General features: G+C 68.9%; 22 protein-coding genes and 2 tRNA genes. 14 read left to right on the forward strand and 10 right to left on the reverse strand.

The genetic code is table 11. The annotated features are described in order from the left end of the window. Positions 1-18: 18 nt before the first annotated feature. Complete coding sequence (locus BLR21_RS42765; RefSeq protein ID WP_176929821.1) at positions 19-387, reverse strand: DUF2345 domain-containing protein; 369 nt, start codon at positions 385-387, stop codon at positions 19-21. A gap of 270 nt (positions 388-657) precedes the next feature. On the opposite strand from BLR21_RS42765, the gene BLR21_RS27965 reads away from it, so the two are divergent. Genes BLR21_RS27965 through BLR21_RS27975 form a run of 3 tightly spaced genes read left to right on the forward strand, consistent with a single transcriptional unit; the run spans position 658 to position 2,592 of the window. Beyond that, positions 658-1,860 (forward strand): MFS transporter, encoded by a 1,203-nt coding sequence (locus tag BLR21_RS27965; RefSeq protein ID WP_176929822.1) that lies wholly within the window; start codon positions 658-660, stop codon positions 1,858-1,860. 20 nt (positions 1,861-1,880) lie between these two features. After that, entirely contained in the window at positions 1,881-2,126 is a 246-nt protein-coding gene (gene ctaJ, locus BLR21_RS27970) for an aa3-type cytochrome oxidase subunit CtaJ (protein ID WP_090010263.1), read from the forward strand. Continuing rightward, positions 2,113-2,592: a DUF5130 family protein gene (locus BLR21_RS27975; RefSeq protein WP_090010267.1), complete on the forward strand. Its 480-nt coding sequence runs from the start codon at positions 2,113-2,115 to the stop codon at positions 2,590-2,592. The genes ctaJ and BLR21_RS27975 overlap by 14 nt, the downstream gene beginning before the upstream one ends. Before the next feature lie 50 nt (positions 2,593-2,642). Here BLR21_RS27975 and BLR21_RS27980 read toward each other — a convergent pair whose 3' ends face one another. Both BLR21_RS27980 and pepN read right to left on the reverse strand, forming a co-directional pair. Beyond that, a complete protein-coding gene (locus BLR21_RS27980) occupies positions 2,643-3,278 on the reverse strand; it encodes a GNAT family N-acetyltransferase (protein WP_218130976.1) in 636 nt (211 codons plus the stop codon). Positions 3,279-3,344: 66 nt separating this feature from the next. Next, positions 3,345-5,906 (reverse strand): aminopeptidase N, encoded by a 2,562-nt coding sequence (gene pepN / locus BLR21_RS27985; protein ID WP_090010270.1) that lies wholly within the window; start codon positions 5,904-5,906, stop codon positions 3,345-3,347. A gap of 163 nt (positions 5,907-6,069) precedes the next feature. Between pepN and BLR21_RS27990 the strand changes: the two genes are divergently transcribed. The 5 genes from BLR21_RS27990 to BLR21_RS28010 all read left to right on the forward strand — a co-directional run bounded on the left by BLR21_RS27990 (position 6,070) and on the right by BLR21_RS28010 (position 11,652). Continuing rightward, the gene (locus BLR21_RS27990) at positions 6,070-6,678 is read left to right on the forward strand and encodes a mycothiol-dependent nitroreductase Rv2466c family protein (RefSeq protein WP_090010273.1); all 609 of its coding nucleotides are present in this window, start codon (positions 6,070-6,072) and stop codon (positions 6,676-6,678) included. A 59-nt stretch (positions 6,679-6,737) separates the two neighbouring features. Next, a complete protein-coding gene (locus BLR21_RS27995) occupies positions 6,738-7,583 on the forward strand; it encodes a DNA-3-methyladenine glycosylase family protein (RefSeq protein ID WP_090010276.1) in 846 nt (281 codons plus the stop codon). Between the two features lie 677 nt (positions 7,584-8,260). Beyond that, on the forward strand, positions 8,261-9,613 hold the full coding sequence (locus tag BLR21_RS28000) for an aldehyde dehydrogenase family protein (protein WP_090010279.1): 1,353 nt from the start codon (positions 8,261-8,263) through the stop codon (positions 9,611-9,613). Positions 9,614-9,654: 41 nt separating this feature from the next. After that, positions 9,655-10,869: a GNAT family N-acetyltransferase gene (locus tag BLR21_RS28005; RefSeq protein ID WP_090010281.1), complete on the forward strand. Its 1,215-nt coding sequence runs from the start codon at positions 9,655-9,657 to the stop codon at positions 10,867-10,869. A gap of 57 nt (positions 10,870-10,926) precedes the next feature. After that, a complete protein-coding gene (locus BLR21_RS28010) occupies positions 10,927-11,652 on the forward strand; it encodes a hypothetical protein (protein WP_090010284.1) in 726 nt (241 codons plus the stop codon). Positions 11,653-11,695: 43 nt separating this feature from the next. Here the strand turns inward: BLR21_RS28010 and BLR21_RS28015 are convergent, their stop codons facing one another. Together BLR21_RS28015 and BLR21_RS28020 are read right to left on the reverse strand one after the other, a co-directional pair. Continuing rightward, positions 11,696-12,496 (reverse strand): Fpg/Nei family DNA glycosylase, encoded by an 801-nt coding sequence (locus BLR21_RS28015; RefSeq protein WP_090010287.1) that lies wholly within the window; start codon positions 12,494-12,496, stop codon positions 11,696-11,698. Beyond that, entirely contained in the window at positions 12,489-12,938 is a 450-nt protein-coding gene (locus BLR21_RS28020; RefSeq protein WP_090010289.1) for a ribose-5-phosphate isomerase, read from the reverse strand. Before BLR21_RS28020 ends, BLR21_RS28015 begins: the two co-directional genes overlap by 8 nt. 27 nt (positions 12,939-12,965) lie before the next feature. Here BLR21_RS28020 and BLR21_RS28025 point away from each other — a divergent pair, with 27 nt between their 5' ends. Together BLR21_RS28025 and BLR21_RS28030 are read left to right on the forward strand one after the other, a co-directional pair. Next, positions 12,966-13,631 carry a 2-phosphosulfolactate phosphatase gene (locus tag BLR21_RS28025; RefSeq protein ID WP_176929823.1) on the forward strand — a complete coding sequence of 222 codons (666 nt, stop codon included), beginning with the start codon at positions 12,966-12,968 and terminating at the stop codon, positions 13,629-13,631. Continuing rightward, positions 13,628-14,236 carry an MBL fold metallo-hydrolase gene (locus tag BLR21_RS28030; RefSeq protein ID WP_090010295.1) on the forward strand — a complete coding sequence of 203 codons (609 nt, stop codon included), beginning with the start codon at positions 13,628-13,630 and terminating at the stop codon, positions 14,234-14,236. The genes BLR21_RS28025 and BLR21_RS28030 overlap by 4 nt, the downstream gene beginning before the upstream one ends. Here the strand turns inward: BLR21_RS28030 and BLR21_RS28035 are convergent. From BLR21_RS28035 to BLR21_RS28045, 3 genes are all read right to left on the reverse strand, one after another. After that, complete coding sequence (locus BLR21_RS28035; protein ID WP_090010298.1) at positions 14,217-14,552, reverse strand: histidine triad nucleotide-binding protein; 336 nt, start codon at positions 14,550-14,552, stop codon at positions 14,217-14,219. The two genes, BLR21_RS28030 and BLR21_RS28035, sit on opposite strands and share 20 nt — an antisense overlap. Before the next feature lie 186 nt (positions 14,553-14,738). After that, positions 14,739-15,074 carry a VOC family protein gene (locus BLR21_RS28040; RefSeq protein WP_090010301.1) on the reverse strand — a complete coding sequence of 112 codons (336 nt, stop codon included), beginning with the start codon at positions 15,072-15,074 and terminating at the stop codon, positions 14,739-14,741. A gap of 91 nt (positions 15,075-15,165) precedes the next feature. Continuing rightward, positions 15,166-15,236 (reverse strand) — tRNA-Gly (locus BLR21_RS28045). Between the two features lie 63 nt (positions 15,237-15,299). Between BLR21_RS28045 and BLR21_RS28050 the strand changes: the two genes are divergently transcribed. After that, positions 15,300-15,373 (forward strand) — tRNA-Pro (locus BLR21_RS28050). A 46-nt stretch (positions 15,374-15,419) separates the two neighbouring features. Here BLR21_RS28050 and BLR21_RS28055 read toward each other — a convergent pair. Next, the gene (locus tag BLR21_RS28055) at positions 15,420-16,178 is read right to left on the reverse strand and encodes an alpha/beta hydrolase family protein (protein ID WP_090010304.1); all 759 of its coding nucleotides are present in this window, start codon (positions 16,176-16,178) and stop codon (positions 15,420-15,422) included. Positions 16,179-16,197: 19 nt separating this feature from the next. Between BLR21_RS28055 and BLR21_RS28060 the strand changes: the two genes are divergently transcribed. After that, positions 16,198-17,985, forward strand: coding sequence for a hypothetical protein (locus BLR21_RS28060; protein WP_143027895.1), 1,788 nt, complete (start codon positions 16,198-16,200; stop codon positions 17,983-17,985). Positions 17,986-17,994: 9 nt separating this feature from the next. Here BLR21_RS28060 and BLR21_RS28065 read toward each other — a convergent pair whose 3' ends face one another. Then, positions 17,995-18,933, reverse strand: a complete 939-nt coding sequence (locus BLR21_RS28065) for an ABC transporter substrate-binding protein (RefSeq protein WP_090010310.1) — start codon at positions 18,931-18,933, stop codon at positions 17,995-17,997. Positions 18,934-19,233: 300 nt separating this feature from the next. Here BLR21_RS28065 and BLR21_RS28070 point away from each other — a divergent pair, with 300 nt between their 5' ends. Together BLR21_RS28070 and BLR21_RS28075 are read left to right on the forward strand one after the other, a co-directional pair. Next, positions 19,234-20,193 (forward strand): quaternary amine ABC transporter ATP-binding protein, encoded by a 960-nt coding sequence (locus BLR21_RS28070; RefSeq protein WP_218130977.1) that lies wholly within the window; start codon positions 19,234-19,236, stop codon positions 20,191-20,193. A gap of 1 nt (position 20,194) precedes the next feature. Continuing rightward, the gene (locus tag BLR21_RS28075) at positions 20,195-22,135 is read left to right on the forward strand and encodes an ABC transporter permease (RefSeq protein WP_090010316.1); all 1,941 of its coding nucleotides are present in this window, start codon (positions 20,195-20,197) and stop codon (positions 22,133-22,135) included. Positions 22,136-22,142 lie beyond the last annotated feature (7 nt).

Consider the following 22,142-nt stretch of genomic DNA (forward strand, 5'->3'; position numbering starts at 1 on the left):
TCCGCCGTTCGAGCTGGGTCAGGCCGCGAGGGAGAAGTCGTTCTGACGTGCCGTGATGCGGACGCTGTCGTCGTGCGCCGTGATCCGGACCGAGTCGTCCATGGTGATGCGGACGCTGTCCTGCTGGGCGGTGATGCGGACGCTGTCATCGTGGGCCGTGATGCGCACGGAGTCGTCCATGGTGATCCGGACGGAGTCTTCACGCGCCGTGATCCGGACGGAATCGGCACACGTGATCCTGACCGAATCGCTCGCCGTGATGCGCACCGAGTCTGCCATGGTGATGCGGACGGAGTCGCGGGCCGTGATGCGCACCGAATCAGTCGCGGTGATCCGAACGGAGTCGTCCATCGTGATCCGGACGGAGTCACTGGCGGTGATACGCACTGAATCGTCCTTGTAGCTCGGAAGAGTGAAGGTCACGGCCTGGGGGCGGGTCATCGTGAACATTTTGTGTCCTCCAGCTCGTTCGGGGCGGGTGCGCAAGACCCGTATAGGTGAAAAGCTAAGAGCTGAGTGTTCCAGGAACAAGACCCCAAACCGGCACCCGTTCGCCTCCGACCGGGTGAGGACTGACCGGGTGTAACCGCTGCGCCGCACGAGAGCACACGCTGCCCTTACTGGCCGGTATGGACACGCTCTGTAGCGTTCAATTTGGTGGAACGTGATGTGCGTCATACGGCAAAAGGCGTGCACGGACGGGGTTTTCGGGCGCTCACCGGGGCCTGGGCGGTGTCGCTCGTGGGCGACGGCGTGCGCGTCGTCGCGCTGCCTTTGTTCACCGCTGCCAGCACCCGCAGCCCGCTCGCGGTGTCCGCCGTGGCCGTCGCACTCACCCTGCCCTGGTTGCTCGTCGCGCTGCCCGCGGGCGCCCTTGTGGACCGTTGGAGACCGAGAACCGTTGTCGTCGCGGCACATTGGCTGCGCGCCGGGGTGACCGGACTGCTCGCGCTGGCGGTCCACACCGGACACGCGACGGTCGTCGTCTTGTGCGCCACGGCTTTCGTGCTGACCTCCGCGGAGACGTTCGCGGACTCGGCGTCGCAGGTGCTGCTGGTCGAGCTCGCGGGACCGGACGAGCTGGAGGCGGCCAACGGCCGGTTCGTGACGGTCGAGACGATCGGCATGGACCTCGTCGGCCCACTGGCCGCCGCGGTGCTCTTCTGGTGGGCGCCGGCGGCCTGTTTCGCCCTCGACGCGCTCTCGTTCGTCGTCGCCGGGGTGCTCGCGTCCCGCGTGCCGGACGTCGCTCCCGAACGCTCCGGGAGCGATCTTCGCGGACAGCTGGCCGAGGGCGCCCGTTTCCTCGTGCGGACTCCTGGCCTGCGGTCACTGGTAGTTGCCGTTGCAATCACAGCTTTCTGCGCGGCCGCGATCAACGCCATGCTGGCGCTCTACTCCATCCAGGTACTCGGCCTCGCCGAACCGGTGGTTCCGTTCCTCGTCGTGTGCATGGCGGCCGGTGCTCTGCTAGGCGCCCGGCTGTCTCCTCCGCTCGCGGCGCGGTGGGGTGCCGGACGGGTCATGGTCGGGTTCCTGGCGTTGCTCGGCGCCGGGTTCGCGTTGTTCGGCCTCACGCCGTGGCTGGTCGTGGCGGTGCTCGCGTGCGTGGTGTTCGGCGTGGCGTCCGCCGGCTGGAACGTGTTGTCCGCGACCCGGCGGCAACGGCTCACGCCAGGTCCGATGATGGGCCGCGTGACCAGCGCTTATCGAATGCTCGCCTGGGGTCTCTCGCCGCTGGGCGCGGGCCTCGCCGGTCCGCTGGCCGACGCGACGTCGCTGGGCACCGTCTACGTCGTGGCGGGCTCGATCGTGGGATTGACCGCGATCTTGCTGGCCCGGCCGCTCATGCGCGGCTGAGTTCGGCTACCGTACCCGCCGTGACCATCGTGGAGACCGTTCTCGTCTTCGCGCTGATCCCGCTGGCGATCTACGGCGTGATCACGCTGCTGACGGTGAGGCCAAAGGCCACCCGGATTCCCCGGTACAGGCCCGGCCAGGAGTGGGGCTATGCCCCGGTGTGGTGGAGCGCGAACCCGGCCGGGTTGAGCGCTGAGCACCACAGCGCCGCCGAGTCCGGTGCCTCGGACTCGACCGCCAAGGGAGGCGCACGTGGCAACTGGTAAGGCGATCGAGGCCGTCGACCCGTCGACGCTGCCCGTCGGTACCGTCGTGACGAACAGCGGCCGGGTGTCCGCGGCGAAGATGTACGAGCCGCAGGCGCCGGAGCTGCCGTTCACGCCCGCCCAGCTCGCGCAGTTGGACGAGGCGCTGACGCTCTCCAGCCGCACCACGGGCCTCGACTTCAGCGTGTACCTGGGCGAGCTCGGCTCGAACGCCCGCGAGCGCGCGCAGGAGCTGCACGGCTCTACCGAGAGTCCGTCGCACCACGTCCTCGTGGCCGTGTCGCCGGGTGAGCGCGTCGTTGAGATCGTCACGGGCGAGGAGTCGCACCGCCGTCTCGCCGACCGCGGTGCCAAGCTCGCGGTGATGAGCATGGTGGCGTCCTTCAAGGAGGGCGACCTCGCGGGCGGCCTCGTGTCGGGCCTGCGCATGCTGACCGACCAGGCGGGCAACTTGCCCCGTTCCTGATTCCCGCTTCTCCGAACGCCCCCGGTGTCGCACCGGGGGCGTTCGCGTTTCTACGGGCTGACGTCGTTACGCGCGACCACGAGGTCGGAGATCCTCTCCCAGCCGAGCCTGCGGTAGAGGTGCACGCCGTCGGTCGACGAGAACAGCAACCCGGTCCTCGCCCCGTCCTTCATCGCCTCGCGGACGAGCGTGCCCATCACGACGCTGCCGAGGCCCCGCCGCCGGTGTGCTTCCGCGGTCTCGATGCGGTGGGCGACGGCGTCCTCGCCCACGACGGCCATCAACCCGCTGGCCGCCACCTCGCCGTCCGCCAGCACCCGCACGCCGATCACCGGGCTCCTGGTCACCTCCACCGCGTAGCCCGCGGGTGGTTCCGGTGCCGGGTGGCCCGCCAGCGCGCGCCTCATGAACGTCTCGTCCGGCCGTGCCACGACCATTCCGGCCGCTTCGAGTTCCGCGCTGACCCTCTGCGGCGCGTGCGTGGGGACGCTCAGCCAGTTCGGTTCGCTCGTGGCCGCCACGATCCTGGCCATCGCGGTGGTCTCGGCGTCGTCCGTCGCGATCCACTCGAACCGCCGCTGCGGCCGGTCCACGTGCACGACCAGGTAGCCGTCGCGGTACTCGGACGTCAGCCCGTCGGCCGCGATCCAGCCGCAGTGCCAGCGCTCCACCAGTTCACCGATCATGCTTCCGGACGTTATGCGAAAGCCCCGCGACACGCGAACGTGTTGCGGGGCTTCCACTTCAGCTCGTCAGGAGCGGTCGAACTCCTGCGCGGCCAGTGCCCGCACGATGCCCGCGCGGCCCTCGGACACCAGGCGGCGCAGTGCCGGCGGGTGCTCGTCGGCCAGCCACGCGTCGGCGGCCTCCACAGTGGACTTCGCGATCGACCACGCCGGGAACATGCCGACCACCATGGACTGCGCGCGCTCGGAGGAGCGGCGGTCCCACACGCCCTTGACGTCGGCGAAGTAGCGCTCGACGTACGGTGCGAGCAGTTCCTTCTGGCCGGGGTGCGAGATGCCCGCGATGATCGCCTCGCTGACCGCGTTGGGCAGGTCGTCGTCGTTCACCGCCCGGTCCCAGGCCTCGTCCTTGGCCGCGACCGTCGGACGCAGCGCACGCGTGGACTGGGCGCGGCGGTGACCGGTGGAGGTCGGGTCGCGCTCCTCCTCGGCGTTGATCTCCGGCAGGTCGGCCTTGCCGTGCGCGACGAGCGCCTGCAGCAGCCGCCAGCGCAGGTCCGTGTCGACGTCGAGGCCTTCCAGTACCGCGGTGCCGTCGTACCAGCCGCGCAGAACGTCCACAGTGGAGTCGTCGAGCACCGACGAGGTCAGCGCGTTCACGAACGCCAGCTGGTGGTCGGAGCCCGGCTCGGCCGCCTGCGCCAGTTCCAGCGCCTTCGCCACGAACCGGCGCCAGCCCTCGGCACGCCACGAGCTGTCCGCGTAGGAGGACAGCGAGGTCTGCGCCTGCAGCAGAAGCCGTTGCACCACACCGACCTCGGACTCGGAGCCCAGACCGCCGAGCACCAGGTTCACGAAGTCGCGGGCCTTCAGCTCGGCCTCACGCGTCATCTCCCACGCGGCCGACCAGCACAGCGTGCGCGGCAGCGGTTCGGCGATGTCGGAGATGTGGTCGATCAGCGCGGCCAGCGAGTCCGGGTCGAGGCGCATCGTGCAGTACGTGAGGTCGTCGTCGTTGACCAGCACGATCTTGCCGCGGTGCACGCCGACCAGTTCGGGGACCTCGGTGCGGTCGCCCGTCACGTCCAGCTCGTGGCGGTGCGTGCGGACGAGCTTGCCCGTGCCGTCGTCGTCGTAGACGCCGATCGCGATGCGGTGCGTGCGCAGTTCGCCGGCACCCGGACGCGCGCCGCCCTGCAGCACGGCGAACTCGGTGAACTTGCCCGACGCGTCAACGGTGAACTTGGGGCGCAACAGGTTCAGGCCCGTCGTCTCCAGCCACTGTGCGCTCCACCACGACAGGTCGCGGCCCGACGCCTCCTCCAGCGCGCCCAGCAGGTCGGCCAGCGTGGCGTTGCCCCAGGCGTGCTTGCCGAAGTAGACCCGCAGGCCCGCCAGGAAGTTCTCCAGCCCGACGTACGCGACGAGCTGCTTGAGCACCGAGGCGCCCTTGGCGTAGGTGATGCCGTCGAAGTTGACCTCGACCGCCTGCACGTCGGAGATGTCGGCGGCGACCGGGTGCGTCGAGGGCAGCTGGTCTTGCCGGTACGCCCACGACTTCTCGATCTTCGCGAACGTCGTCCAGGCCTGGCGGTACTCGGTGGCCTCGGCCTGCGCGAGCACCGACGCCCAGGTGGCGAACGACTCGTTCAGCCACAGGTCGTCCCACCAGCGCATGGTCACCAGGTCGCCGAACCACATGTGCGCCATCTCGTGCAGCACGGTCTCGGCACGCCGCTCGTAGAGGTAGCGGGTGACGCGGCTGCGGAAGACGTAGTCCTCCAGGAACGTGACGCAGCCCGCGTTCTCCATCGCGCCCGCGTTGAACTCCGGCACGAAGCACTGGTCGTACTTGCCGAACGGGTACTGCACGCCGAAGGCCTTGTGGAAGAACCCGAAGCCCTGCTTGGTCTCGGTGAACAGCCGCTCGTGGTCCATGTGGGGAGCGAGCGAGGCGCGGCAGTAGATGCCCAGGGGAATCTTGAAGTCACCCTCGGCGAACTCGTCGCGCCACTCGGCGTACGGGCCCGCGACCAGCGCCACGATGTAGGTCGACATCGGCTTGGTGGTGGCGAACGTGTGCACGTCCGCGCCGCCCTCGCCGGCCTCGGTGGCGGTGATCTCGCCGTTCGAGATGACCTTCCAGTCGTGCGGCGCCGTCACCTTCATCGAGTAGACGGCCTTGAGGTCGGGCTGGTCGAAGCACGCGAACATGCGCTTGGCGTCCGCGGTCTCGAACTGCGAGTACAGGTACACGCCGCCGTCGACCGGGTCGACGAACCGGTGCAGGCCCTCGCCGGTGTTCATGTACCGGCAGTCGGCCTCGATGGTGAGCTCGTTGGTCTCCGCGAGGTCCGGCAGCCTGACGCCGTCCTCCTCGCGGTAGTCGGAGACGTCGAGCTCGCTGCCGTTGAGCACAGCGCGGTGCACGGTCGCCGCCACGATGTCGATCCACGAGGAAGCACCCGGAGTCCGGCTGCGGAACACCACGGTGGTGGTGGAGCGGAACGTGTCCGAACCCGGCTTTCCGCCGCCGTCGGTCAGGTCCAGCTCGATCCGGTAGGACTCCACTTCCAGCAGCTCAGCACGGTCCTGAGCCTGGTCGCGGGTGAGGTTGGGCGCGGCCACTGGTCACCTCGTCTGCCGCGCGGGTGGTTACGCGCTGACGTCGTCGGGAATGGTTATGACTCCCGCATCCAATCACGGAACCGGCGCTCGGGAAGAGATGACAGGGTGATCTGGTTGGGCTGATGGGGCGATAACGCCACCGACCGTCACTGAAGGGGCACGCATGACCGACAAGGCGAAGGTCGACTTCTACTTCGACCCTCTTTGCCCGTTCGCCTGGATCTCCTCCCGGTGGATCCTCGAGGTGGAGAAGGTCCGCGACATCGACCTGAGCTTCCACGTGATGAGCCTCGCCGTGCTGAACGAGGGCCGCGACCTGCCCGAGCAGTACCGGGAGCTCATGACCAAGGGCTGGGGCCCGGTTCGCGTGGCGATCGCCGCGGAGCAGAAGTTCGGCAACGAGGTGCTGCCGAAGCTGTACGCCGCGATGGGCACGCGCATCCACAACGAGGGCAACCAGGACTTCGACGAGGTCATCAAGCTCGCGCTGGCCGATGCCGAGCTGCCGGCCGAGCTCGCCGAGGCCGCGAACTCGACCGAGTACGACGAGGCGCTGCGGGCGTCGCACCACCGCGGCATGGACCCGGTCGGCATGGACGTCGGCACGCCGACCATCCACATCGACGGTGTCGCGTTCTTCGGCCCGGTGCTGACGAAGATCCCGCGGGGCGAGGAGGCGGGCACGATCTTCGACGGCGCCCGGATGCTCGCCGGCTTCCCGTACTTCTTCGAGCTCAAGCGGACCCGTTCGGGTGAGCTCGACTTCAGCTGAGGCCGTCCGGCTTCCTCAGCCGGATTTTTTGTCAGGGGTGCTCGCTAGCGTCTCCGGACATGACAGATCACTGCGTCGAAGTCGCAGTCCAGGGGCCCTGGTCGCTGGCGACCTCCAGGGCTTTCTGGGAGGGCTTCACGCCGTCGGCGTTGCCGGAGCGCGACGGCGAGGCGCTGCGGGCGACGTTCCTGGTCGAAGGTGAGTGGCGCCGTGCTGAGGTCTCCGTGACCCAGCGCGGCGCCACTGCTGTTCTGTCCCTGTCCGGCGGCGGTGATCTCGACCTGGCGGCGGCCCAGGTGTGCCGGTTCCTGTCGCTGGACGTCGACGGGCGGGCCTGGCCGGAGGTCGGGCTGCGTGATCCGGTGATCGCGTCCGCACAGGCGGCGTTGCCCGGCTTACGGCCGTGCGGCTTCTACTCGCCGTACGAGGCGGCGGCCTGGTCGGTGCTGGCGCAGCGAGTCCGCATGTCGCAGGCGGCCGCGCTGAAGGCTTCGCTGCTGCGGGACGGCGTGTTCCCCGCACCCGCGGAGTTGCTGGCCCTCGACCTGGACCTGCCCGGCCGCAAGCCCGAGTACCTGCGGGCGGTGGCCGAGGCGGCGCTGGACGGACTGCTGGACGCGGTGACGTTGCGCTCGATGAAACCCGCGGCCGCCGTGCTGGCGGTGCAGCAGGTCAAGGGCCTGGGGCCGTTCGCGGCCGAGCTGGTCGTGCTGCGCGGGGCGAACGCTCCGGATGCCGTGCCGCACAACGAGTCCCGGCTCACCGACGAGGTGGCTGAGCGGTACGGGCGGCCGTTGGCGGAGGTGTCCGAGGCTTGGCGGCCGTATCGGACCTGGGCGGCGGTGCACCTGCGGGTGCTGCGGGAGCGGCGGCTGGGAGGTGCGATGGCTGCTTCGGGCCGGTGAACGGCCGGTTGGCGTTGCGCGCATGACTTACGGCTTCGCGAAGGTGCTCTGCGGCCTCGTGTCGGCTGGTGTGTGACGTTCGGAGTGTGGCGGTCTGTTTGGCGTCGGGCGTTGGGCGCATGACTCGCGGTCTTGCGAAGTGCTTGCTGCTGCGTGGCTTCTCGTCGGCCGGGGCTGCGACGCTCGGGATGTGGCGGTCTGTTCGGCACCGGGCGTTGCGCGCATGATTCACGGTTTCGCGAAGGTGCTCGCTGCTGTGTGGCGTTGTGTCAGGTGGTGCTGTGGCATTCGGGTGTGGCGGTCTGTTTGGCATCGGGCGTTGGGCGCATGACTCGTGGCTTCGCGAAGGTGCTGACCGCTGCGTGGCCTCGTGTCGGCCGGTTGTGACGCCCCGGCGTGTGGCGGCCTGTTCGGCATCGGGCGCAGCGCCCATGACTCACGGTCTCGCGACAGTGCTCGCTGCTGCATGGCCTCTCGCCGGCCGGGGCGGCGACGCCCGAGGTGTCGCGGTCCATTCCGCACCGGCCGCCGGGTCGCTGCCTACACGGCTTCGTCAACCACCGGCCTGACCACCACTTCACCCGTTCAGCACCCCGGTCGGCGTGACCCGCGCAAGCAGATGTGACAGTCTGGAGCTCATCAGCGTCAGAAGTGTCACATCCGCCTGGAGGGCTCTCGTGATCGAGGTCGTCAACCCCGCCACCGAGGAAGTCATCGGCACGCTCGCCGAGGGCACGCCGGCCGACGTCGACGCGGCCGTGGCCGCCGCGGTCAAGGCCTTTCCGTCGTGGGCGGCGACCTCGGCGGACGAACGGGTGAAGGTGGTCCGGGCGATCATCGACGGGCTGAAGGAGCGGGCCGGTGAGCTCGCGGCGGCCATGACCCGGGAGATGGGGACGCCGCTCACCTTCAGCCAGAAGGTGCAGGTCGCGAACCCCGTCGCCATCGCCGAGGGTGTCGCGGACGTGCTGGAGCGCGGGTACTTCGAGCCCGAGGAGATCGGCAACTCGCTGGTCTTCCGCGAGCCGGTCGGGGTGGTCGCGGCCATCACGCCGTGGAACTTCCCGCTGCAGCAGATGGTCGCGAAGGTCGTGCCGGCGCTCGCGGCGGGCAACACCGTGGTGCTCAAGCCGAGTGAGCTCGCGCCGCACACCGCCGACCTGCTCGCCGAGATCGTCGCGGCGGCCACTCCGGCGGGGGTGTTCCAGCTGGTGCACGGCACCGGGGCGGTGGTCGGTGAGGCGCTGGCCGCGCATCCGGAGGTGGACATGGTGTCGTTCACCGGTTCCACGAAGGCCGGGCGGCGGGTGTCCGCGGTGGCCGCGGAGACGGTGAAGCGGGTCGCGCTCGAACTGGGCGGCAAGTCCGCGTGCGTCGTGCTCGACGACGCCGACTTCGGGCGGGCGGTGAAGATCGCGGTCGCGAACTCGTTCATGAACAACGGTCAGGCGTGCAGCGCGTGGACCCGGCTGCTGGTGCCTGCCGAACGTCATGACGAGGCCGTCGAACTGGCCGCGCAGGCCGCCCGGAAGTACACGCCCGCGGATCCGGCCGACCCGTCCACGCGGATCGGGCCGGCGGTGTCGAAGGCGCAGCGCGATCGGGTCGTCGGGTACATCCGCAAGGGTGTCGAGGAAGGTGCGACGCTGGCCGCCGGTGGGCCCGAAGCGCCGTTGCCGCAGGGGTTCTACGTCGCGCCGACGGTGTTCGGTGGTGTGACGCCGGAGATGACGATCGCGCAGGAGGAGATCTTCGGGCCGGTGCTGTCGGTCATGCCGTACGCCGACGAGGACGACGCGGTGCGGATCGCGAACTCCACCATCTACGGGCTGGCGGGTGCCGTGTTCTCCGCGGACACCGAGCGCGCCCTCAGGATCGCCCGGCGGCTGCGCACCGGGCAGGTCGACATCAACGCCGCCGCGTTCAACACGAGCGCGCCCTTCGGCGGTTACCGGCAGTCGGGCAACGGGCGCGAGTTCGGCCGGTTCGGGCTGGACGAGTTCTGTGAGGTCAAGTCGGTCCAGCGGTAATTGAGCTGCGAGTCGCGCCGTACCCGCGTATCACTGCGGGCATGGCTGACTCGGCGCTGAGCATCCGGACCATCGACGAATCCGACCTCCCCGACTTCCAGCGGGTGATGGCCTGGGCGTTCCTCGGCGATCAGCTGGGCGAGGACAGCAAGTGGCTCAAGGTCCTCGAACGGGACCGGGCGCACGCGGTGTTCGACGGCGACGAGCTGATCGGCACCGCCGCGCTCCTGACCCGCGAGATCACCGTTCCCGGTGGCCGTCAGGCGCCGGCGGGCGCGGTGACCGTGGTGTCGGTGAAGCCGGGCCATCGGCGTCGTGGTGTGGCGTCGTTGCTGATGAAGACGCAACTGCACGGCATGCACGAGAGTGGTGAGGCGCTCGCGATGTTGTGGGCGTCGGAAGGCTCCATCTACCGCAGGTACGGCTACGGCGAGTACGCGACGAGCATTGCCATGCTCAGGATGCCCACGCGTATGGCGTTCCACCCTGGTGTGCACGTCAGCGACGCACGGATCCGTCAGGTGTCGCGAGAAGAAGCACTGCCCGTCATGCGTGAGTTCCACGAGCAGGTGCGGACCACACGGGTCGGCTGGCTGAGCCGCGTCGAACACACCTGGGACGTGCACCTCGCGGACCGCGAGGCCGACCGCGGCGGGCTGACCTCGTACCGCTACTGCCTGCATCCCGAGGGCTATGTGGTGTTCCGGGTCAAGGCGAACGGCGATTCGGGCGGACCGGCCAACGAACTGCACGTGCGCGAGCTGGTCTGCACGACCGAACAGGCCTACGCCGATCTTTACCGGTTCCTGCTGGACATGGATCTCGCCGGGGAGATCTCCTTCTTCACCGCCTGGGACGACCCGATCACGCACATGGTCGACAACCCGCGGAAGGTGCGGCGCGAGTCCACGGACGCGCTGTGGATGCGCCTCGTCGACGTCAGCCGGGCGCTGCCGCTGCGCGCTTATTCGTCCGATGTGGACAGTGTGCTGGAGGTCGAGGACTCGTTCTGCCCGTGGAACTCCGGCCGCTGGCGCTTCACGGTCAAGGGTGGCGAAGCGACGGTGACGCGCACCGAGGACCCGGCCGACGTGTCGCTGGACGTCGCCGCACTCGGCAGTGCTTTCCTCGGCGGTGTACGGCTTTCCGTGCTCAAGCGGGCACACCGTGTGGTCGAGCACACGCCCGGACACGTGGACGCGCTGACGATCGCGTTCCTCGGTGTGACTGAGCCGCACTGCCCCGAGGTGTTCTGACGGAACTCGCGGCGGTCGTTGCTCGTTGACGGTTTACCTGGTGTGGGAGGTAAAGCCGTGGGCACCATCGTGTGGGTCGTAGTGCTGGTACTGCTGGTCGCAGGTGTGTTCTACCTGGTCAGCCAGAGCAACGCGCGCAAGGCGCGGGAGCTCGACGACGCCAGGGCGGAAGCCCGCCGCTGGGTCGAGCGGCTGGGTGGGCAGGTGATGAGCCTCACCGGCAGCAACACCGCCTCGACGCAGGCGATGGCGGACGCGTCCGAACGGTTCACCGCCGCCGGTTCCCAGATGGAGCAGGCCCGCACGATCCCGCAGGCCCGGCTGGTCACCGAGACCGCGATGGAGGGCCTGCACTACGTGCGCGCGGCGCGTGAGGCCATGGGCATGGACCCCGGCCCCGCACTGCCCGAAAGCTTGAGCCAGAAGCGGGCGGGTGCCGTCAGCGAGGACCGTCAGGTCGCCGTCGAGGGTCACCAGTACGCCGCGTCGCCGCACTCCGGTTCGGGCACGCCCTACTACTACCCCGGTGGCATGGTCGCCGGACGCCCGGTGCCGCGTGGCTGGTACTCCGAGCCGTGGTGGAAGCCCGCGCTCGTGGCCGGTGCGTGGGGCGTCGGCACGTTCCTGCTGATGGACGCCATGTTCTCCGGCATGCACGGTGTCGGCGACATGGGCATGGGCGACGCCGGCATGGGAGACATGGGTGACATGGGCGGTGCCGCCGACGCGGGCGACACCGGTGGCTTCGACTTCGGCGACATGGGCGGCGGGTTCGACTTCTAGCCGCGTTTCAAGCGTCTGCAAACGGTGGTACCTGCAGACGCCGTCAGGGCTGGCAGGCGGGGCACCAGAAGAGGTTGCGGGCCGCCAGTTCGGTGGTCATGACCTCGGTGCCGCAGACCAGGCACGGCTCCCCGGCACGGCGGTAGACGTACACCTCACCGCCGTGCCGATCCACGCGTGGCGCGCGTCCCATGGCACGGGGCATGTGCTCGGCGCGGACGGTGTTGATCTGCCCGACCTTCACGCCGTCCTTCATCAGCACGACCAGGTCGGCCCAGATCACGTCCCACAGCTCGCGGCTGACCTTGTTGCCGACCAGCAGCGGGTTCACGTTGTGCCGGAACAGCACCTCGGCGCGGTAGACGTTGCCGACGCCCGCGAGGACGCTCTGGTCCATCAGCAGCACGGCCAGCGACTGCTTCGACCGGATGATCCGCTCGTAGGCGCGGTCCGGGTCGGCGTCGCGGCGCAACGGGTCGGGCCCGAGCCGGTCGCGGATCGCCTTGACCTCGGCCTTGTTCAGCACCTCGCACGCGGTCGGGCCGCGCAGGTCCGTCCAGTGCGTCTCGCCGGCCATCCGCATGCGGACCTGGCCGACGGGCAGCAGGACCGGCAGCGGCGACTCGGTGAACGTCCCGTAGAGACCGAGGTGGACGTGCACGATCGCGTCCGGGCCGTAGACGTGGAACAGGTGCTTCCCGTGAGCCTCGGCGCGAACGAGCGTGCGTCCGTCCACAAGGGACGCCGAGAAGCGGCCCTGCGGACTGGTGACGGACACGGGCCTGCCCGCGTACCGACGCTGGTGCAGCCGCGCGAGGCGGTGCAGCGTGTGGCCCTCAGGCACGGTCTTCGTAGGCGCTAACCTGGTCGATCCGGCGCTGGTGGCGCGGCTCGCCCGAGAACGGCGTCCGGAGGAACGCCGACACGATCTCGGTCGCCTCCTCGGCGGTGTGCTGGCGGGCGCCGATGCCGACGAGCAGGGCGTCGTTGTGCTGGCGGGCGAGCTGCGCGGTGTCGACGTTCCACGCCAGCGCGGCGCGGGCGCCCTTCACCTTGTTCGCGGCGATCTGCTCGCCGTTGCCCGAGCCGCCGATCACGACGCCGAGGCTGCCGGGGTCGGCCACGACCTTCTCGGCCGCGTCGACGCAGAACGACACGTAGTCGTCCAAAGCGTCGTACTCGTGGGCGCCGACGTCGACGACCTCGTAGCCCTGCTCGGTGAGAGCCGTGGACAGGTGGGACTTCAGCTCGAAGCCAGCGTGGTCTGCTGCCAGATAAACGCGCACGTCAAGGAGTCTGACACGCTGGTGAGTATGTTCAGCCAGGAGGGGTACCAGCTGAGGCTGGAATGGGGGCCCGAGGGTGTCAAGGCCCTGCGGGACTGTGACGTGCTGGTCATCGTCGACGTGCTGTCGTTCACGACGTCCGTCGACCTGGTGGTGGGCAACGGCGGCCAGGTGCGTCCGTCGCGGTGGAAGCCCTCGTCGGGAAAAACTTTGCGACCAGCATCACTCGTGGGGGAGACCGGACTGGTCGAGCTGCCGTCGCCGAACGGCTCGAACCTGTGCTTCCTCGCCGCCGAGACCGGCGCCCACGTGCTCGCGGCCTGCCTGCGCAACGCCACGGCGGTGGCCAGGCGGGCGCAGGCGCTGGGGGAGACCATCGGGGTGATCCCCGGCGGCGAGCGGTGGGGGCTCGACATCCTCAACGCGGGCCCGCGTGAGTTCGGGCCGTTGCGGCCGTGCGCCGAGGACTACCTGGGTGCCGGAGCGGTGCTGGCCGCGCTGACGGGGAGCGCGTCGCCGGAGGCCAGGCTCGCGGCCACCGCGTTCCGGACCACCGACGTCCCGGCCGCGGTGAGGGGCTGCGGGTCGGGCCGGGAACTGGTCGAGAACGGCCACTCCGCCGACGTCGACCTCGCGGTGCGGATCAACGTCAGCAGCGCTGCTCCCGTGCTCGTGGACGGCGTGCTGCGGTGATCGAGATCGCGGACGGGATCTTCATCCGCCGGCACACCGAACTCGACCTCACGCTCGGTCTCGTCACCGGGGCGGGCGAGTCGCTGCTCGTCGACTCCGGCATGGACACCGCCCTCGCACGCGAGATCAGGCCGTCGCGGATCGTGTTGACGCACAACCACTTCGACCACGTGCTGGCCACCGAGGCGTTCCTGCCGTGCGAGGTGTGGGCGCACGAGGGCTGCGTGGTGGACGAGTCGCTGCTCGAAGACCGCGCCAAGCACTACGACGAACCGTTCGAGGGCACGCTCGTCGCGCCCACGCACACGTTCCGCGACACCGTCACGCTGGACGTCGGCGGACGCCGGGTCGACCTGCACCACTTCGGCCCCGCGCACACCTCGCACGACGTGGTCGTGCACGTGCCGGACGCCGGCGTCGTGTTCGCGGGTGACCTGGTCGAACAGGGCGCTCCCGCCCAGGCGGGCCCGGACGCGACGCCGGCGAACTGGCGCCACGTCCTCGACCTGCTGCTGGAGCTCGAACCGCGGATCGTCGTGCCGGGCCACGGTGACCCGGTCGACGCGAGGTTCGTGCGCGAGATGGCTATCCCGGAGGCCACGTGAGACCGCGTCCGCCGAGGACGTGGCAGTGCACGTGGAAGACGGTCTGGCCGCCGTCCCCGCCCGTGTTGAAGACGAGGCGGTAGCCGGACTCGTCGACCCCCTCGGCCTTCGCGACCTGGTGCGCGGTGGCGAGGATCTGCCCCGCGAGCACCGGGTCGACGTCGCCGATCGCCGGGTGGTGTTCCTTGGGGATCACCAGGACGTGCGTGGGCGCCTTGGGGTCGATGTCGCGGAAGGCGAGCGTCGTGTCGGTCTCCGTCACGACGGTCGCCGGGATCTGGCCCGAGACGATGCGGCAGAACAGGCAGTCGGTCACAACGGCATCGTATTGGTCCCGATGGACCCTGTTGCCAAGGCTCGCCACCGGCTCATCATGGCGACGTGAAAGGCGCCAAACTACTGGTCGTCGTGCGGTGCCTCATCAGCTTCGCGATCGGCGTGCTGCTCGTGGTACTCGCGATCCGCTTCAGTGAGGCGCTCTGGCGGGCCGTCCAGTAGCGGCTCAGCGGACGAAACAGAACTCGTTGCCCTCCGGGTCGCGCATCACCTGGAAGCTGCCCTTCTCGTCGGTGTGCACGACACCTTCGCGGGTGGCCCCCAGGTTCACCGCCTTCACGACCGCCGCCTCGATGTCCTCGACCTCGAAGTCGAGGTGGAGCCGGTTCTTCACGTCCTTGTGCTCCGGCACCGGCTGGAACGACATCCGCACGCCACCGGGCGGCTCGACGTGCGCCCAGCCGTGCTCGCGGTCCACCGGCTCACCGCCGAGCAGTTCCGCCCAGAACCGCACGAGCCGGCTCGGGTCGTTGCTGTCGAGCACGATCTGTTCGAGCCTCACGTCTCCACCAGGTTCTCTCGGGCTCCCAGAGAAACGACGAGAGGCCGACCCGGTCTGCGCTCTCCGCAGACATGGGCCGACCTCGGTCGCGAGCGGGCGACGGGAATCGAACCCGCGTAGCTAGTTTGGAAGACTAGGGCTCTACCATTGAGCTACGCCCGCATGCCGCCCCTCTACAGGGGCTGCGATTAATACCTTAGCGGGTGGCGGTAAGGTGAGTGCAACCGGGGCGTGGCGCAGCTTGGTAGCGCACCCGCTTTGGGAGCGGGGGGTCGCAGGTTCAAATCCTGTCGCCCCGACGGTTGACGAAAGCCCTCGACGAGCACCTCGTCGAGGGCTTTCGGCTTACCTCAGGTAGCGGCTCACCCAGGCCGCGAGCACCTCCGCCACGTAGGCGGCGTCCGCGCGGTCGGTCAGCAGGTGATCGGCGCCGTCGAGCGAGACGAACGACTTGGGGTGGCGCGCCGAGTCGAAGACGAGCCTGGCGTTGTCGATGCCGACCGTGTCGTCCTGCGGGGAGTGCATGACGAGCAGCGCGCGGTCCAGCCCGGCGATGCACGCGGTCTGGTTCTGCTGGTTGATGTCGAGCAGGAAGCCGTTGCTGATCCGGAACGGCCGGCCGGCCAGCTGCACCTCGGCCACGCCCTGAGCCTCGATCTGCTCCTTGGACGAGCCGAGCAGGTGTTCGACGTGTGCGGTGTCGAAGGGCGCGCCGATCGTCACGACGGCCTTCACCTCCGGGATCTGGTGTGCGGCGGCCAGCACGGCGGCGCCGCCCAGCGAGTGTCCGATGAGGACGCTCGGGGCGCCGATGGTGTCGCGCAGGTGGCCTGCGGCGCAGACGAGGTCGTCGACGTTGGACGTGAACGTGGTGTTGGCGAAGTCGCCGTCGGACTGGCCGAGGCCGGTGAAGTCGAACCGCAGCACCGCCACCCCGCGCTCGGCCAGGCGGCGGGAGATCCGGCCGGCCGCCACCGAGTCCTTGCCGCAGGTGAAGCAGTGCGCGAACACGGCGGTGGCCACGACGTCACCCGCGGGCAGTTCCAGGCGGCCCGCCAGTGCCTGGCCGTCGATGCCCGCGAAGACCGCTTTCCGGTTGTCCATGACCTCTATGGTGCGTCACGTGCGCTACCAGTACCTCGACGCCCGGCTGCGGCAGGCTTTCGACGACGCCGGGCTCGATCGCGGGCAACGGGCGTTGCTACAGGGTGTGCTGCGTGCGCTCGACCCCGACGCGCACCTCGGTGAGCACGTGGCGGGGCTCAACAGCGCATACCTCGCCGTCACTCGGGCTCAGACCGCGTTGGAGAGTCACGCGACCGAGGACCAGCCTCGGTGGAACCTGTTGCGGCGCATCATCGCCACCTCGATCGCGTGCATGGACGCCGCCAAACCCGCCTACGCCCACGGCGGCGGACTGGAGCTCGCGAAGGCCCGCAGGGTCCTGGTGCAGGTCGACGCGGCCATCGTCGCGGACGGTCAGAGGTTCGATCCTCAGGTGGCGGCCGGCGCCGCGGCCAGGCTCGACCCCGGGAAGCTGCGCGGTGCGGTGCAGAAGTGGATCACTCCACTGTGGAACGGAATCGAGCTTCCGTTGCGCGCCAGGATGATCGCCGAGGTCGCGGTGGTCGTCGCGGTGCACGGCAGGGACGGCAGGCAGCTCAGGGCGGACCTGCTGCGGTGGCTCAAGAAGCGCGGCGATCTCGCTGACGTGCTGTGGCCCCGCAAGCAGAAGCACGTCGTCGCGTTCGTGGTGAGAGGTGCGCGCGTGCTCAGGCACCTGGACGAGCTGTTGCCCCAGGCTCGGCAGGAACCGTTGCACCGCAACAGGTTGCCGAAGGACGACTTCCTGAAGGAGGCCGTCAACGGGTCGTCGGTGCTGGTGCGGGTGCCGGTCGAGGCGGCGGACGTGCACACGGCCGCGTTGAGGGGCCGCCGGATCCTCAGTGAGGTGCTCGACCAGTACGCGGCGGGGGAGCGGCTCACCGAACTGAACATCGCGCCGGTCTGGCAGGTCAGCGAACCGGGCGGACGGGTCACGCGCGGCACCGAGCACCAGCGCACGGTCGGCAACGCCTACCCGCTCACCGCGTACTGGCCGGCGGAACTGCGCAGCGCGATGCGGGTGGCGAACCTGGCGCGGCAGGTCGACGCGCCGATGGCCAGCGCCGGGCTCGCGTGGAGTGCGCTGGAGGCGACCGGGCTCGACCCGGGCAAGATCGCGTGGCTGGCCAAGGCGTGTGCGCTGCAGATGCTGCGGCAGCACCTGGTCAGCCTGCACGTCGTGGTCACCAACCACGACACGGATCTCCGCAAACCGCTCGACGCGCACGTGCCGACCACCGGTGTGAAGCACCACCTGAAGTCGGTGGACGCCTGGCTGGAAGTGCTCATCCAGCACAACCGCCCGGACGCGCAGCTCGAAGCCGCCCAGAAGGCCATCACCGCGCTCGCCGAGAGCGAGGGCGGTCTCGTGCAGGACCTCACGGAACTGTGGCGCGCCAGGCTCGCCGACTCGAAGGTACTGGCGGGCTGGCTGCGCGAACAGGAGGACACCGCCGCCGCGCTGCTGGAGTGGCTCTACGTCACCAGGAACCTGGCGTTCCACGCGGGACGGTTCGCCACGCCCGCCGACACGCTGACCGCGCACGCCGGGCAGGCCGTCGCCGACCTCACGCTCGAGTTCCTCGGGAACTGGCGGACCGTCGAAAGACGCACCCATAAGGAAAGACCGGCCCAGAAGGAACGAGGCGGCCGGCAGGAGACCTCCGCCGTGGAGATCTACCGCCGGCTCGCGCAACGACAGGACCAGCTGGTGGCCCGGCTCAGGCGCGCCGGGTCCGTGCGCAGACTCAGCGTCGAGGACATCTCCGGGCCCGACGAGAAGTGGTGGGCGCGCGGCCGGAACTGAGGCCGTTGGTTACGGCTTGGCCTTCTTCAGCCAGTCCTCGGCCCGGTCCGGGTTCGCCTCGACCCACCGCTTCGCCGCCTCGTCGGGCGACATCTTGTACTTCGCGATGAACGACGCGACCGTGTCCTGCTCGTCGTTGCTCCACTGGAAGTTCTGCACGAGCCTGGCCGCGGGGCCGCCCTTGTCCATGAACTTCTTCGAAGCGATCTTGTCGAGCTCGTAGCGCGGGTAGTCGCACGCGACCTTGGCCGCGTCCGCGTCGCAGCCCGCCGTGTACTCGGGCAGCTCGATCTTCACGAGCTCGATGTCGAGGTGCAGCCACTGCGGTTCGAAGAAGTAGCCGATGAGCGGCGTCTTCTTCTCCTGTGCCTGGCGGAACGCCTTGATCGACGCTTCCTCGCTGCCCGCGTAGACGACCTTGTAGTTGAGGTTCAGGTTCTTGACCAGGGCCTCGTCGTTCGTGACGAACGACGGGTCGCCGTCGAGCACCTGCCCCTTGCCGTCGGACTGGGCGGTCTTGAACTTGTCGGCGTACTTGTTGAGGTTCTGCCAGTTCGTGATGTCCGGGAATTCCTTCTTCATCCACGGCGGCACGTACCAGCCGATCACGCCCTTGTTGCCGGTCGGGCCGACCCGCACGGCGGAGCGCTTCTCCTCGATGTACTTCTGCTTCAGGTCCTCGTGACCCCAGTTCTCCAGGATCACGTCGATCTCGCCGGAGTCGAGGCCCTGCCAGGCTGTCTGTTCGTCGACTTCCTTCTTCGTCACCTTGCAGCCGAGCCGCTTCTCGGCGAGGTACGCGACCACGGCCGCGTTCGCCACGTAGCCGACCCACGGGTTGACCGCGATGGTGATGGAGCCGCAGGGTTCGGTGGGTGCTGCCGAACTGGAGCGCGGTGATGCGGTTGATCCACCGCCACAACCGGCAATTGTCAACACGAACGTCATTGCCAGAGCGATTCTGGGGGCTTGCACGAACAGCTCCTCGTCGGGGGGAAGAGCGATGCAGGAGACCGCTCAGTTCAGCTTTTCCCTAACGATCAGACCTAGTCAAGTCATGGGATGATTGGTTGTCCACAAAGGATCTGATTTGTATCAGCCCTTGACCGTATCCGTGTGAAGGTCAATGCTGTCGCGCATCGAGAAACGGTGTGCGTAGTCCGCAACAGGTCGGAGTGGTTTGGCGTGGATCCCGTGATTTCGGTCAGGGACCTGTGGAAGGTGTTTGGTCCCAACGCATCTCAACTGGTGGCCTCGGACGAGCTCAAGGCGTTGTCGCGGCAGGAGTTGATGGAACGCACAGGTTCCGTCGCCGCCGTGCGAGGAGTCGACTTCGACGTCGCTCCCGGTGAGATGTTCGTGGTGATGGGACTGTCCGGTTCGGGTAAGTCCACACTGGTGCGTTGTCTCACACGGCTGGTGGAACCGACCGCGGGCACGATCATGTTCGAAGGCGAGAACATTCTCGAAGCGGACCCGAAGCGCCTGCGTGACCTGCGCAGGAACAAGTTCTCCATGGTGTTCCAGCACTTCGGTCTGCTGCCGCACCGGACCGTGGCCGAGAACGTCGGTTACGGCCTGGAAATCCGCGGGGTACCGCGCGCGAAACGCGGAGAACGGTCACAGGAGGTGATCGACCTCGTCGGACTGTCCGGAAACGAGAAGTCCTATCCGGACCAGCTCTCCGGCGGTATGCAGCAACGCGTCGGTCTCGCGCGCGCACTCGCCGGCGACCCCGACGTCCTGTTCTTCGACGAACCGTTCTCCGCGCTGGACCCGCTGATCCGGCGTGACATGCAGTCCGAGGTCATCAGGCTGCACCGCGAGGTCGGCAAGACGATGGTCTTCATCACCCACGACCTGAGCGAGGCGCTCAAGCTGGGCGACCGCATCCTGATCATGCGTGACGGCCAGGTCGTGCAGGTCGGCACCGGCGACGAACTGGTCGGCGCGCCCGCGGACGACTACGTGCGCGACTTCGTGCGGGACGTGCCCAAGTCGCACGTGCTGACGCTGAAGTGGATCATGCGTCCGCCGCGCCCCGACGACGAGCTCGACGGGCCGGAGCTGTCGCCGGAAACCGTTGTGCGGGAAGCCGTCCGCAGCGTGCTGAGCGCGGACAAGCCGGTGAAGGTCGTGCAGAACGGCGAGTTGCTCGGTGTGGTCGCGGACGAGGAGATCCTCGGGGTCGTGGCCGGGGAGGCGTGACATGGTCGCCGTCGCCGCCCCCAGGCAGCTACCTCGGGTGTTCCAGTACAGGAAATCGCTGATCTTCGCCGGCATCGTGCTGGCCTGGCTGGTGCTGTGGATGGTGTTCCGCAACGTCGGGACGCTCGCGCTCGGTGCCGCCGACCTCACGCCGCTGCACCGGTGGATCAACGACGTCAACGACGCGGTCGGCGCGTCCAGGAACTCCAATCCGGTGTTCCTGTACTTCTTCAACGAGATCCGGCTCGTCATCGACGAGTTCGTGACCTTCATCCAGGCCCTGATCGCGCAGCCGTCGTTCGGCCGGCCCGTGCCGGTGATCGGCTGGCTCGGCGTGGTCGCGATCGCCGGCTTCGTCAGCCTCGCGGTGGCCGGCTGGCGGATCGCGTTGCTCGCCGTCGCGGGTTTCGTGTTCCTCGGACTGCAGGGCCTGTGGCAGGAGAGCATGGACACGCTCTCACTGACCCTCGCCGCGGTCGTGATCTCGTTGCTCGTCGGCATTCCGCTGGGAATCTGGGCAGGACTGTCCGATCGGGCCAACCGGATCCTCACGCCGGTGCTCGACTTCATGCAGACCATGCCGACGTTCGTCTACCTGGCACCGCTGACGTTGTTCTTCCTCATCGGCCCCGCCTCGGCGACGATCGCGACGCTGATCTACGCGGCACCGCCCGCGATCCGGATCACCGCGCACGCCATCCGCTCGGTGCCGCGCAACACCGTCGAGGCGAGTGAATCGCTTGGTGCGACGCGGAACCAGACGCTGGTCAAGGTGCTGCTGCCGTCCGCGCGCAAGACCATCGTGCTCGGCATCAACCAGACGATCATGGCCGCGCTGGCCATGGTCACGATCGCCGCGCTGATCGATGCGCCGGGCCTCGGCAAGACCGTCGTGAAGGCGTTGCAGACCCTCGACGTCGGCACGGCGTTCAACGCGGGCCTCGCGATCGTGGTGCTGGCGATCGTGCTGGACCGCGTGACGACCGCCGCCGCGAGCGAGCGCCGCACGCTCCCGCGCTGGGCGCTGTTCGGCGGCCTGGGCATCACCGGCGTCTGCGTCTACCTCTCCTACACCTACCTGTGGGCGGCGGAGTTCCAGTCGGACGTGGGGGCAGGCAGCGCGATCAGCAAGGGCGCGACCGCCGTGACGGAGTGGGCACAGGACTCGCTGCCGGTGATCACGGACGGCTTCAAGGACTTCGTCACGCTCGCGTTGATCAACCCGCTGCAGGCGCTGCTGGCCGAGTCGCCGTGGTTCCTGGTGGCACTGGTGATCGTCGCGCTGTCGTTCATGATCGGCGGCGTGCGGTCCGCGATCGTCTCCGCCGTGTGCGTCGGCCTGCTGATCGCGACCGGCCTCTGGCAGGACTCGATGATCACGCTGGCGTCCACGCTGGTCGCCACGATCATGGTGATGGCCCTGGGCATCGTCGTGGGAGTCTGGATGGGACGGAGCAGGCGCGCCGACCGGTTCATCCGGCCGGTCCTCGACGCCGCCCAGGTGATGCCCGCCTTCGTCTACCTGGTGCCCTTCCTGGCGTTGTTCTCCGCGTCGCGCTTCACCGCGATCATCGCGGCCGTGGTGTTCGCGGCGCCGGTGGCCATCAAGATCATCGCGGACGGCATCCGCGCGGTGTCGCCCGCGACCGTCGAGGCTTCCACGGCGCTGGGATCGAGCTCGTGGCAGACGATCGTGAAGGTGCAGCTGCCCATGGCGCGCGGCGCGTTGACCCTCGCCGCCAACCAGGGCCTGATCTACGTGCTCTCGATGGTCGTCGTCGGCGGTCTCGTCGGCGCCGGCGCGCTCGGCTACGACGTGGTGGCCGGGTTCTCGCAGGGCCAGTTGTACGGCAAGGGGCTCGCGGCCGGTGTCGCGATCGTCGTGCTGGGCGTGATGCTCGACCGCCTCACCCAGGCGGCCGCCAAGCGGTGGACCAACTAGGAGGTTC

The sequence above is a fragment of the Lentzea albidocapillata subsp. violacea genome (assembly GCF_900100275.1).
In the GTDB taxonomy this organism is placed as follows: Bacteria; Actinomycetota; Actinomycetes; order Mycobacteriales; family Pseudonocardiaceae; genus Lentzea; species Lentzea violacea.

What these genes read in the sequence shown, in the direction of transcription:
- BLR21_RS28075 (WP_090010316.1), top strand. Translation starts at nt 20,195, where the DNA reads ATGGTCGCCGTCGCCGCCCCCAGGCAGCTACCTCGGGTGTTCCAGTAC.
- BLR21_RS28025 (WP_176929823.1), top strand. Translation starts at nt 12,966, where the DNA reads ATGTTCAGCCAGGAGGGGTACCAGCTGAGGCTGGAATGGGGGCCCGAG.
- BLR21_RS28005 (WP_090010281.1), top strand. Translation starts at nt 9,655, where the DNA reads ATGGCTGACTCGGCGCTGAGCATCCGGACCATCGACGAATCCGACCTC.
- BLR21_RS27995 (WP_090010276.1), top strand. Translation starts at nt 6,738, where the DNA reads ATGACAGATCACTGCGTCGAAGTCGCAGTCCAGGGGCCCTGGTCGCTG.
- BLR21_RS28055 (WP_090010304.1), bottom strand. Translation starts at nt 16,178, where the DNA reads ATGGACAACCGGAAAGCGGTCTTCGCGGGCATCGACGGCCAGGCACTG.
- BLR21_RS27980 (WP_218130976.1), bottom strand. Translation starts at nt 3,278, where the DNA reads ATGATCGGTGAACTGGTGGAGCGCTGGCACTGCGGCTGGATCGCGGCC.
- BLR21_RS28065 (WP_090010310.1), bottom strand. Translation starts at nt 18,933, where the DNA reads ATGACGTTCGTGTTGACAATTGCCGGTTGTGGCGGTGGATCAACCGCA.
- BLR21_RS27990 (WP_090010273.1), top strand. Translation starts at nt 6,070, where the DNA reads ATGACCGACAAGGCGAAGGTCGACTTCTACTTCGACCCTCTTTGCCCG.